General features: G+C 44.0%; 13 protein-coding genes. All 13 read right to left on the minus strand.

The features are described from left to right. Positions 1–6 precede the first annotated feature (6 nt). Positions 7–1,476 carry a ribonuclease G gene (rng, locus tag KI742_RS07810; RefSeq protein WP_005381138.1) on the minus strand — a complete coding sequence of 490 codons (1,470 nt, stop codon included), beginning with the start codon at positions 1,474–1,476 and terminating at the stop codon, positions 7–9. Between the two features lie 18 nt (positions 1,477–1,494). Then, positions 1,495–2,064 carry a nucleoside triphosphate pyrophosphatase gene (locus KI742_RS07815; RefSeq protein ID WP_005381139.1) on the minus strand — a complete coding sequence of 190 codons (570 nt, stop codon included), beginning with the start codon at positions 2,062–2,064 and terminating at the stop codon, positions 1,495–1,497. Between the two features lie 4 nt (positions 2,065–2,068). After that, on the minus strand, positions 2,069–2,557 hold the full coding sequence (mreD, locus tag KI742_RS07820) for a rod shape-determining protein MreD (RefSeq protein WP_005381141.1): 489 nt from the start codon (positions 2,555–2,557) through the stop codon (positions 2,069–2,071). Beyond that, the gene (gene mreC, locus KI742_RS07825) at positions 2,547–3,443 is read right to left on the minus strand and encodes a rod shape-determining protein MreC (RefSeq protein ID WP_005381142.1); all 897 of its coding nucleotides are present in this window, start codon (positions 3,441–3,443) and stop codon (positions 2,547–2,549) included. Before mreC ends, mreD begins: the two co-directional genes overlap by 11 nt. A gap of 150 nt (positions 3,444–3,593) precedes the next feature. Next, on the minus strand, positions 3,594–4,637 hold the full coding sequence (locus tag KI742_RS07830; protein ID WP_005381144.1) for a rod shape-determining protein: 1,044 nt from the start codon (positions 4,635–4,637) through the stop codon (positions 3,594–3,596). A 151-nt stretch (positions 4,638–4,788) separates the two neighbouring features. Continuing rightward, complete coding sequence (locus tag KI742_RS07835) at positions 4,789–8,715, minus strand: DUF6701 domain-containing protein (protein ID WP_285386116.1); 3,927 nt, start codon at positions 8,713–8,715, stop codon at positions 4,789–4,791. 4 nt (positions 8,716–8,719) lie between these two features. Beyond that, complete coding sequence (locus KI742_RS07840) at positions 8,720–9,154, minus strand: hypothetical protein (protein ID WP_064368795.1); 435 nt, start codon at positions 9,152–9,154, stop codon at positions 8,720–8,722. Further along, positions 9,144–9,857: a PilW family protein gene (locus KI742_RS07845; RefSeq protein ID WP_080525247.1), complete on the minus strand. Its 714-nt coding sequence runs from the start codon at positions 9,855–9,857 to the stop codon at positions 9,144–9,146. The genes KI742_RS07840 and KI742_RS07845 overlap by 11 nt, the downstream gene beginning before the upstream one ends. After that, entirely contained in the window at positions 9,857–10,438 is a 582-nt protein-coding gene (locus tag KI742_RS07850) for a type II secretion system protein (protein WP_025767603.1), read from the minus strand. The genes KI742_RS07845 and KI742_RS07850 overlap by 1 nt, the downstream gene beginning before the upstream one ends. Further along, positions 10,435–10,914: a type II secretion system protein gene (locus KI742_RS07855; RefSeq protein ID WP_017636197.1), complete on the minus strand. Its 480-nt coding sequence runs from the start codon at positions 10,912–10,914 to the stop codon at positions 10,435–10,437. The genes KI742_RS07850 and KI742_RS07855 overlap by 4 nt, the downstream gene beginning before the upstream one ends. Positions 10,915–11,029: 115 nt before the next feature. Continuing rightward, positions 11,030–11,263, minus strand: a complete 234-nt coding sequence (locus KI742_RS07860; RefSeq protein ID WP_017821316.1) for a hypothetical protein — start codon at positions 11,261–11,263, stop codon at positions 11,030–11,032. 71 nt (positions 11,264–11,334) lie between these two features. After that, entirely contained in the window at positions 11,335–11,802 is a 468-nt protein-coding gene (locus KI742_RS07865) for a type II secretion system protein (protein WP_005381181.1), read from the minus strand. A gap of 291 nt (positions 11,803–12,093) precedes the next feature. Beyond that, positions 12,094–12,555 carry an MSHA biogenesis protein MshF gene (locus KI742_RS07870; protein WP_154205001.1) on the minus strand — a complete coding sequence of 154 codons (462 nt, stop codon included), beginning with the start codon at positions 12,553–12,555 and terminating at the stop codon, positions 12,094–12,096. Positions 12,556–12,557 lie beyond the last annotated feature (2 nt).

Genomic DNA, 12,557 nt, shown 5'->3' on the forward strand with positions numbered 1-12,557 from the left:
TCCAAATTACATCATTACGACGTCAAACTGTTCCTGAATGTACAGGGGTTCAGCCTGAACTCGCACTTGCTTGCCAATAAATACTTCGAGCTCTGCCAACGCATGAGACTCATCGCCCAATAGCGCTTCAGCAACAAACGGCGATGCGTACACGACAAAATTATCGGCGTCGTAAGCACGGTTCACACGAGTAATCTCGCGTAATATCTCAAAGCATACGGTTTCGACCGTTTTCACGCTGCCACGGCCTTCACAAGTAGGACAGCCAGAACACAAGATATGTTCAATACTTTCTCGTGTGCGCTTGCGCGTCATTTCAACTAAGCCAAGCTGGGTAAAGCCGTTGATGTTGGTTTTTACTCGGTCTTTCGCCAGCGCCGTTTCCAGTGAGGTAAGTACTCGCTGACGATGCTCTTCGGATGCCATATCGATAAAATCAATAATGATGATACCGCCGAGGTTACGTAAACGTAGCTGACGCGCAATAGCTTGCGTTGCCTCTATATTGGTATTGAAGATAGTCTCTTCGAGATTACGACGACCAACAAATGCACCCGTGTTGATGTCGATGGTGGTCATGGCTTCGGTTTGATCGATGATCAAATAGCCGCCCGATTTTAGCTCGACCTTGCGCTCTAAAGAACGCTGAATTTCGTTTTCGGTGTCGTACATGTCAAAGATTGGCTTGTCACCTTCGTAAAGCTCAAGCTTATCTGTTAACTCCGGTACATACTCAGAAGTGAATTCTTTCAGGTTCTCGTATTCAAGGCGGGAGTCGACCATGATCTTATCGAGCTCTGTGCCAACAAAGTCACGCAGAATGCGTTGAGCTAAGCCGAGTTCACCGTAAAGTGTTGAACGCGTTTTGTATTTTGAGCGACGCTCCATGACTTTTAACCACAAACGCTTTAAAAATGCCGCATCTTGAGAGAGCTCTTTTTCATCAGCGCCTTCTGCCGCGGTACGAATGATAAAACCACCGTGCTCATCGCAGTAATGGTTCACCACCTTTTTCAAACGCTCGCGCTCTTTTTCACTTTCAATACGCTGCGAAACACCGACATGGCTGGCCCCCGGCATAAAAACAAGATAACGCGAAGGTAAGGTGATATCCGTCGTTAAACGCGCACCTTTCGTGCCGAGCGGATCTTTGACCACTTGCACAACAATGTCTTGTCCCTGGCGTACCAGTTCAGAGATATCACGGACTTGAAACTGCTGTTTTTCGTTTTCTGCCACACATTCGGTATGAGGAACAATATCTGACGCATGTAAAAACGCCGCTTTATCTAAACCAATGTCGACGAAAGCCGCCTGCATACCTGGTAACACTCGGCTTACTTTGCCTTTGTATATATTGCCCACAATACCGCGACGCGATTCGCGCTCGATATGTATTTCTTGTAGTACTCCACCTTCAATCATGGCCACACGAGTTTCACTCGGGGTCACGTTAAGCAGCAATTCTGCACTCATGTGCACACCTCAAAACAATTATAAAAATTCTTGAATTAGCTGATCGGTTTCGAACAAAGGTAAGCCTACTACAGCGTGATAACTGCCTTCGATTCGGGTGACAAATCGCCCTCCGAGTCCCTGAATACCATAACTTCCAGCTTTATCGCATGGCTCTCCTGACTGCCAATATTGTTCGATTTCTTCGTGAGTCAGTGGTTTGAACCACACGTCAGTGGTAACGACCACTGAATGTTGTTGTTCCGATGATACAACGCTCACCGCAGTCATCACTTGATGACGACGACCGGATAAGTCAGTAAGCATACGCTTTGAATCTTCAAAACTTTTTGGTTTTTCTAGCACACGGTCATCGCATACTACGACCGTATCAGAGCCCAATACAACGGAATCAGGCTTAGCCAACGCTAAGCCTGCCTGAGCTTTTTCCAAAGAAAGACGCAACACGTAATCTCGTGCTTGCTCATGAGCCTGTTTGGCTTCCTCAATATCAGGCAATACGATCTCAAAATCATAACCCAGTTGAGCAAGCAGCTCTTTTCTTCTCGGAGAACCCGATGCGAGAACGAGAGATAAGCTTTTCTTCACCGCTTTACCTTACGTGCCATGCACGACGAACTCGTCGCATTAATAAAAACATCCATGGCCAAAGTATACAGTTTATTGCCGCCGTCCACAGAGATAATGGATTAAATACTACGTCCTGGTTCAAATATTCCCCACAGAATATCAAAACTTCCAATAACGCAGTAAAAAAGGCAATTAAAATCGACTGTTGCCACAATGCCATGTTGCGAATCAACAGGAAATTCAGCGCCACAAGGTAGATAACGATCGACATCATCATGCCACGAATTCCAAGCGTTGAGCCGATCAAGATATCCCACAATAAGCCCAACACTAGCGCAGTTCCGACGTTCACTCGGTGCGGTAGTGCCAACACCCAATAACACGTGACAAGGAACAACCATGACGGACGTAACACATCTAACACACCTGGCCATGGAATGGTTTGCAGTACCAGCGCAACGAAGAAACTGACGCCAATCACCATTCGGCTACTCAATACATTATTGGCCATCGGTTACCTCTTGTTCTTGCTCTAACCCTTCATCTACATTGGACCGCAGTACTTTGTGTTGACGGTCTTCATTCGGCCAAATCAGCAGTAGGTAGCGTAAGCGATCAAATTCCACAACCGGCTCAGCCTTGATTGAGGCGAACTCTTGACGCGTATCGTGATCCACATTGGTAACCGTCGCGACTGGATATCCTTCAGGGTAAATACCACCTAAACCGGATGTCACCAATAAATCACCAACCTGAATATCTGTGCTGGTTGGAATGTGCTCCAGTTGGATTTCATCCATTTCACCATTGCCCGATGCGATCACTCGGATATCATTGCGGATCACCTGGACAGGAATTGCATTTTTCGCGTCCGTTAGCAGCAGAACACGTGCGTTGTGCGCTGCGACAAACGTGACCTGACCAACGATGCCTTTCTCATTGATAACAGGCTGACCAACGTAAACACCATCAATACGGCCTTTATCGATCACCACTTGATGACGATAAGGTGAAGTATCAACCGCCATTACTTCTGTCACGACTTTCTTTTCATCACGGACAAATGAAGATCCTAACAACTTACGTAAGCGTTGGTTTTCTTCTTTATACTGGTCGAGCAAGATAAGCTCGCTTTTCAGGCGTAGCACTTCTCGCTTTAAGCTGCGATTGCCTTCAACCAATGCCTGATGAGAATTAAAACGTTCAAATACGCCATCGAACATACTACGAGGTAAATTCGCTGCGTACTGAATCGGTGCAACCATACTGTTTAGTAGGTATCGAACGTTGGAAAACGTATCTAGACGACTATCGGCCAGCATTAAGCTCGCCGACACGATGACAGCAAAAAACAGACGTAATTGCAGAGACGGACCTCTGCCGAAAATCGGTTTCATCTTGTTTTTGACCTGATTGCTTCCATGATTATTGAGCCTTACTTGGCAACCTAAAAATACTTAACTAAATACTTTTAGGTATGGAGCATGTTTGAATTACAGAGAGAGCAGAAATGAAGGTGAAGCCCGACATGAGCTTCACCTAAACCTTTATTCTTCAGAGAACAGATCGCCACCGTGCATGTCGATCATTTCTAGTGCTTTACCGCCACCACGCGCAACACACGTTAGTGGATCTTCCGCGATAACCACAGGAATACCAGTTTCTTCCATTAGTAGACGGTCTAGGTCTTTAAGTAGTGCACCACCACCGGTTAGTACCATACCGTTTTCAGAAATGTCTGAAGCAAGCTCTGGTGGACACTGTTCTAGTGCAACCATGACTGCTGATACGATGCCAGATAGCGGCTCTTGAAGCGCTTCTAGGATCTCGTTTGAGTTCAAGCTAAAGCTGCGTGGCACACCCTCTGCAAGGTTACGACCGCGAACTTCAATCTCTTGAACTTCATCACCAGGGTAAGCAGAACCGATTTCGTGTTTGATCTTTTCAGCCGTTGCTTCACCAATCAAGCTGCCGTAGTTACGACGTACGTAGTTGATCACAGCTTCATCAAAGCGGTCACCACCGATACGTACAGACGATGAGTAAACCACACCGTTTAGAGAGATAACGGCAACTTCAGTTGTACCACCACCGATATCGACCACCATTGAACCTGTCGGCTCAGATACGCGTAAACCAGCACCAATTGCCGCCGCCATTGGCTCGTCGATTAGGTAAACTTCACGCGCACCAGCACCAAGTGCTGATTCACGAATTGCGCGACGCTCAACTTGGGTAGAACCACAAGGAACACAAACAAGAACACGTGGGCTTGGCTTTAGGATGCTGTTATCGTGCACTTGCTTGATAAAGTGCTGAAGCATTTTTTCGGTTACGTAGAAGTCAGCGATTACGCCGTCTTTCATTGGGCGAATAGCGGAAATGTTGCCAGGTGTACGACCAAGCATCTGTTTTGCTGCGTGACCGACTGCAGCAACGCTTTTTGCAGAACCTACACGATCTTGACGAATAGCAACTACAGAAGGTTCATCAAGGACAATTCCTTGCCCTTTTACGTAAATTAGAGTGTTGGCTGTACCTAAATCGATAGATAGATCGTTAGAAAACATGCCACGAAGTTTCTTAAACATACTCTTCGCTCATCCTGCAAAAATATAGAAGACAAAAATTGCTCTAAATGTACCAATGCCTCGCTGTCACAGCAAGGTATTGGTACACAAACATGAGCAGAAAGCCTCAATTTCTTGCAGTTTCCTAACTTAAGGGCAAAAACCTAAGTTGTTACTGTCCGGTTAACCCTGGCTCACCACGGTAAATCACGCGATCGTTACCTCGATGAATACCAAAGGTGACGACGGAGGATGGGTTTTCTTCGGAGCCATCATTGTCCCAATCATATTTGAGCCATGGTAAGCCATTTTTTGAATCATCAAGATCTAACCAAACGCGCGTTTGCTGACGGTATGGTTCAGCTTGAGTTGCAGTAACAGATCGAGAAGAACCAGAAGACACTTCACCACCAGCTCCTAGTGTAACCGCTTTAGGATCAGCATCAGTACCTGTTGGCCAAATATGCCTTTCAGCGGCAGTGACACCTTTCACATCGGTTTGATTGTCATTAGGGTTGGCGATAAAGCGGCTACCATTCCAGTATTCGATTCTTAGAGGAATATGTAAGGTCGCACCCTGATTTCCACCAACATCTTCTAGGCCTACACGACCAAAGCGGATATCAGGTTGAATAGAAAGAACTGGATTACCATACACCGATATAGGATCTGGCTCTGTTGCCACGCCAACCTTTATATCTGTCGCTTTTATGGTGTTGCCATTAAGATTAAAAGGTCCATCTTCGTAACCTGCGGCAGGAGTCTTTTTCATCCAACACAATCCTTCTGCCGAATCGCACTCTCCACTTGATGGGGGAGTCAGTGTGAAGCGTTGAATACTTCCCAATGCGTCTACCCAAGAAGGTGTTAAATTCCCCTGAGCATTAAACCGATTCAATGAATCACTCAACTCAAAAGATGCTACATGTTCTTTGTTGAAGTATTTGTAATTTTCTACTGATTTTGGAACATCCCCACCAGTCAATACCTCTACTTCATACCACATAGAATCGAAGTTTTGATTCATATAGTTAAAGCTTTGACTTCCAGCATAGTCCCAATTTTGCCCGCGCAACGTGTAGAACTTAGGATAGAAACGACCAAGTGTAATGGTCGCGGGCTGAATCAAGAATGAACTCTTACCAAGGTAGAGAGACGTATTTTCAACATCGCCTTTGGGCGCACTTATTGAAAATTCAAACGCACCTACCTCTGACACAGTTTGAGGAAATGACGTTTTAGCATCATCAGAAGCAATATGTTTATATGTGTCTGTGAGAAGCTCTGCTTTTTTTCCGCCAGCACTTATAGCGGGATACACAACTTCATTTGACACAACCATTTGTTCTTCTTCGTAGTTTTTAGCTGGTATATGATCTTTACCATCTTCACTATACTGCAAAGCAGTGATGCTCATAGTAAATTCCTCACCAGCTGAAACAAACCGACTATCACACCCAGAGTTGATACTGCTACACCGCCCACCTGCAGTTACTTGGAGGCGATGTGGATAACTCACAAATTTGCCAACACCCTCGGAATCTTGAATCCCCTCAACAGAAGCAATAAACGAAACTTGACCTACTTCAGGATAAGTAAACTTAAACTTAGCTTGCCCATTATCATTAAAGTATACATCCTTAAGGTAAGTACTCCCTTTCTCTGAAATAGTTTTGTCCGAGCTCCAAACCGGCGCAGTATCCCCATCTCTCTTCATATAGTTTAACGTAACATCTGGCTGCACTATCGGAGCTACGGTATGCTTCATGCTCATATTAATATTACGTGTAATATCGGTTGTTGAACTAGATGAGCAAAATTCAAAAAAGTTGCTATCTGAAGACTCCTTGTTAGCGATGACATCTTCAGCAACGATAGATAACGTATTGCGACGGAATTTAATCTTACAGTATTTGGCCGAAAGCTCACCACCATTAATTCGACAACGTGTATCCTCAAAACCGAACTGTGGAACCGAGCTGTGTGCAATGCCGATAGTAACTTCACCCGCTCTAGAGCCTCGAATCTGAAGATTAGTAGACCCCTTAAAGCTAATTGGTGAACTTTGTACCCAATTAGCAACATGATGCCCCGCACTGGGGGAAAGAGTTACGTGCAAATCTTCGGCATCGGTTATTGAGCCAGGATAAAGCGTATTACAGTCTTTATCCATACATGCCCTCAGAGTGACATCAGACGGCTGACATGTACTGCCAGAGCCGGAGTAATCAAACTCAAAATGATGGATACCTTCTGTAAGTGGCTGGAATTCGTCGGCACATATTTGGAAGTTATCAATTTCATGCACATTTTTTACCAAGCCAGTAGAACCCGCTACAGACACTCGAAATTCACTTGGAGCAGTCGATTGAGCAAAACCTTGCATGATATTGAAAGAATCAATAATGTCCTCCCAATCTAGGTTATCGCTTTTTAGTTTCCCTCTATCATCAACATCAACTTTGAGGTTACCTTGGTAGCTGGCTCTTTTGATAGAGACATAAACCCCGGCGTCTCGACCATCGATAGCCCGTGAATCAATAGTCATCCGATAACGGTGAATCTCGTCCTTTGACTCATCATCAAGCTTGCCAACGTTACTGTTCTTTTTAATAAAGCGATATCCACCGAACCATCCTTCAGGGAACGTACCTATACGATGGTTGTTCATATCAATATATTCACCAGGGCCTTTTTTCTCACCCGAGCCTCGTATTGTTATTGAATGATCATTCTGTCCAGGGCTACTATCAAGCGGATTTTTATCTTGATAATAACTGCCTTCATTAGAGAAGTTACCATACTCATCAATACCAAAAGCGATCCAACCTCCAGCAAACCCTTCGATGCCTCCGCCGTCAGGTTTCACGCCATAACCTAACGGCCCACCAAATGCACCTGTAGATGGTGGAACACTTGCATCCGAAAAAACAATCGCAACCCCGTCAGCACCTGTATTGTAACGGTTTCCATCGTACGCAAAATGGTCAAATTCAACTTCAACGATGTTATTGCTTGATGGAAATGTATAGTTATATGCGCCAACCGCCGCTTGTCCCTGTATATTATTGGTTATTCTCAATCGGTTCTTATGAATAAATGGTTTAGGCTCTGCACCATTCTGTCCATTATAATCACCGCTAAAGTAACCCATAGTTGCCCACTTTTTCTCAAGGTCAGATTCTTGATCAAAGGCCTCAACATCAATACATTGTTTTGGTTCGGGAAGAGGTTCCGGATCCCAACCACAAATCGATTTAACATATAAAACCGGACACCTATCAGGAGCATAATCGCAATCAGGCTCATTCACTCCACAATAAATGTCACTCTGCTTATCAGAACTTGGGATTGGGTCAATCGAACCGCAAACATCCGCCTGTTTTAGTGTTACTTGACCATGTGATTTAATGGCATTATGCAAGGCAAAAACGCCATTGTGGTTGCCTCCACCGTCGCCTTGACCGTTAGTTTTAGAGTTTTCAACTGTAACCGTGAGCCCTTTAGATTCCAGCGTGCCACAGACTAAGGCTTGCTTGATGGCAACCGCATGTAAAGCCGTGACGTTACCAAAGATCTTATTCCCGGAAGCTTCAGTGATTACACCACCACCATCAGAGGTGATATTGCCCCGGATAACACTGTTTTTGATCGTCACATCGTTGTGAGCATATATGTCACCCCAGACTGTGCTGCCATTTTTAATTACTATGTCTCTATAGCCATTTGAGTCTTTCTTCTTATTCTTTTTATTTTCAGATGGCTTCATCACTTGCAAACTCGAAGATGCGCTTGAAGTTTTCAGGTTGATTCTCTGCTGCTGGCTCCCTACGCTATTATTACCTTCAAGCGTAATATCACCATGCATAACTTCTAGTGTGATCGGTTTACCACCAGAGTTACCACTATAGATGACGGAGTCACCATTCCTCAGCGTGAGACTGCCGGTGCTGCAGCGGTAAACCGTACCATCGAGTTGACCAGCACCACTATCATCACAAATATTGCTCCCCGAGTCGGCCAAATCATGTGTCACTGCCTTAGCATACGAAAAGGCAGACAATGATAGCGAAATTAAAAATAGTATGGTCTTTTTCATTATTCTAATCCTTTACCCAAACCTCTTGCTGACGCTGTACCTGTGTAGCCCCAGAACCACACGTTGCCGTGGCCTGCACCTTAAAAAGAGATTCAGCATCAGGGGTACCCTCATTGAAAGTACCTATATTTGTACATGCCATCGCATTAACCTTGCACCCACTTCCCACAGCTACCAGCGGAACGGCACCGCTGACCTCCCCACTACATACGGTCGCGATATCTGTTGTACTGGCATTTAACGGATACATCTTGGTCAATGCCCACTCATTTGCAGACTGAGCAACAAACCAAGCTTTTGTTCCCAAAAACTCTCTTGTTAATCCGCTTTGATTCGACCATGTCACTTTCATTAAAGAGGAAGCCAAATATCCCATTACAATAATGACGAACAACACGATGATTAGTACATTTCCGCTGGAGTTTCTTCTATGGGACATTGAGCACCTGCACATCTTGTTGATACACACTACGTTCACCATCCTGCTCAAACTCTAAATTGATATGAACTAAACCACCTCGTTGCAGAGTTGGCTCTAGATAACGCATACCACTTACGGACGTATCGACACTATCCGCAACCGTAATACCATTTCGCGTAACTCGCTTGGTATCAAAACAGTAGCGAACCTCCGACTTCTCTTGATAAATATAAAGACGGCTAGAAACAGAGGATCCCGTAATCGTACTTGCCCCCCCACTAACAACAAAAACCTTACCTGTTTTAGCTAAACCACCAATGGCTATATTTCGCGAAGAAGTTGATTGTAAATCTTCATATCGGCTCGGATTTATCACCATCCTGCGATTCGCAGGAATAGGATTAAGCGTTGAGTCATTACCTAGCAAAAACTCTAAGTCGTTATTCTTAAACGTGTAAAAACCAGAATATTCAATCGGCACAAACTCTAGACAATTAGTTGTTCCTTTTGGCACATGAAAACTATTAGGTACAGCATGGCGGATTTCACGCGTCATCTTTTCTAAAACAAACTGAGCCTGTGTTTGTATTCGTTGGCGATCGATAGTATCAGCGTAACCTTTCATTCCTAACTGGACATACCCAGCTATCCCCAACATGATGAAGCTGCCGACCACAATCGTAACTATCATTTCCATTAAGGTGAAACCACGATCTTTCATCAGTAGTTCCCCTTAATAGCTGTTAAAGTAAGGGGCTGCGTGTTCCCCGCAAAAATCCTTAATGTTACTTTTTTGTATTCGGTTATTTCATCGGGAGCTTTATCCGTCAGATCATCATAGGCAACGCTAATTTCTAATCTAAAGTTTTTGTACTGCTCAGTACTGTCCGCACCAAGTACATCACTAATATTCCCTCTAGGGATACCATCACACTGAGAAGCCGTTGTAGATGTGCTCCAACACCCGATATAGTCATCGACATCATTGAAATCACTAGGCGTTGTTTCCAAGGAACCGTCTAGTTTTTTATCCGCACCTAATTTATTTACGTCAGTGCAGCTCACTCCATTCTCACCACACCGAACGGTGCCACCATCAAAGTCGCTGTTTTCATCGAAGCCTCGCGCCAATATCTGAGACATGAAACCTTGGCCTAATGCGGCCGCGCGGGTTTGATAATGAGGGATGGCGGAATCTCGAATTTGAGGGACAAGAAAAGAAGTAAACGCCACCATCGCAATGCCCATCAAAACAATCGCGATGATCATTTCTATTAAAGTCATGCCACTAGATTTCTTCATGAGCATGTACCTTTTGAAACATAACCTTGAGTATTAATTTCAACTTGGCAGCGGCTTCGACCATGTTTATCTTCTATTAAGATGTTTACAGCACCACTTACAGGATTGCCGAGAAGGTTAAAATTAATTGTATTTGCGGCACCGCTGATAACGGAAAACCTTGCGGACTTATCGATAACCACGTCACTACGGGCATCTTGTGCACTGCCTGTTAGAGCACAGGCAGTAACCGAACCAACACATGAGCTAGAAACTTGTAAACGAAAGTTGTTATCAGGACTTGTAGCATTCGACTGCATACGATTCACCTGCACTTGGCGAATCACAGAAATCACGCGTTCTTGTAATGCATATGCAGAAAAACTGCCAGATCCCATAAAACGGCTGGCTGCAAAAAGTGAAAGGATAGAGAGGAGAACAATCACGAGGATTAACTCCATTAACGTGAACCCTAATGCAGAGCTGCGAATTTTCATAACCCAACCTTAGGCTTAGAACAAGCGAGATAAGTATACGATGAAATTATGAGATTAATGATAGGTTTATAATTTTTCGATTCGAAGTGTGAACAGACGAACAAATAACCAATGTCTAGTTATTTTGCCCTTTTGAACGACCAATTTCTTCTTCAATTCGATCGTAGGTTTCTTTGTTGCTTAGCGTCTCAGAAACGTGCTCAGCGGTTTGCTTGGTTTGCTCCCACTTGGCTTCATAAGTTTCTGGTTCAAAGCTGATAAATCTTGGTAATACCACATAACCGATCACACCTAAGATAACCAGCACAACTACAAACTCTATTGCACTAAGACCCGATGATTTACGCATATGAACTATTCCGAAATTAATCAAAATAAAGAGATAAAGGCCAGACTAGCTGGCCTTTTGAGTAATATTTATTACTTACACTCATTCGCAGTTTTAGTAACAGCGACTGTTGCTGGAGTATCTTTGTCTTTAGCTTGAGTGTATTTAACACATTTCGTGTCGTAGTTATCGAAACCGTATGAAATGTATTTAGGGTCAGCATTAGTATCTACTTTCTTAACAACCCAATCTTCCGATAGACCATCAACAACTAGAGATAGCGCTGCCGAAGTTGCTTCTGGGTAACCAAACTCTAGGTTTAAAGTTGAAGTACCGATACTGATTGCACCGTCAGCTGTTGCCTCTTGACCTTCAATTGCAGCTTTACCGTAAGTAATGCCAGCAGCACCAGTCATAGCACCTTTCAAACCATCAAGAGCTGAATCACGAGCATCATCTTGCAGGTTAAGGAAACGTGGTGCTGCAGTTACCGCTAGAATACCTAGGATTACAATTACCACTACCAATTCGATAAGGGTGAAACCACCTTGTCTTTTCATTGTTTACTCTCTCTATGTAAGCATGCAGTACAACTGCAAAGTTTCGTTTAGGTCACGCGACCATTTTGGATATTGTCAAAACGGTTTGGGGCAGCAACGTTCACTAAAACTGACCGTGAAGTGGATACTGTATCTACCGCTTGAGCAGAATGACGATTCGCCATTATTCAGTTCATGCTGCAATGAGAAAAACACATTATTGTTTACCCTCTATTACAGCGTCTTACTTATGGTAATGATTGCATTATACCGACTTTGATTACCAATTATAGTGATTAGGTGTCAAAAAATTCACTCCGCCGACATTTCGACGTCTATTTTCAGTTGATTAGCTGTTGAAATAACTACAATCGACTGACCATTTTCATAAGTATAGTGACAGACATAACGATCAGTTTTAATGGCTCCACTGATATCTATTAACTTGTTGGTCATTATTTTACGTTGGGGGTAATGCACCGCTAGCCAATAACCACAATCTAATACACCTTGCTGAGTAAAGGGAGACACTAACCCGCCCTCAGTCATAGTAAGGTTTAAGCCATCCATCAGCATATGTTCTGGCTCGCCTTGTACTAGCCAAGCTTGACGATAACGCTGAACACTATCTTGCATCCAAACTCTCGCTAACTTCGCTCCAGTTACTTGTGCTTGCTCGGTCACAGGACGTAATTTGACCGCCAAACCCACCGCCATAATCGTAGCAATAACCCCAAACACAATAAGCGTTGCTCGGCTTTGATTTTCAACCACCT

It is taken from the genome of Vibrio sp. D417a (assembly GCF_030248595.1).
Lineage (GTDB): Bacteria > Pseudomonadota > Gammaproteobacteria > Enterobacterales > Vibrionaceae > Vibrio > Vibrio alginolyticus.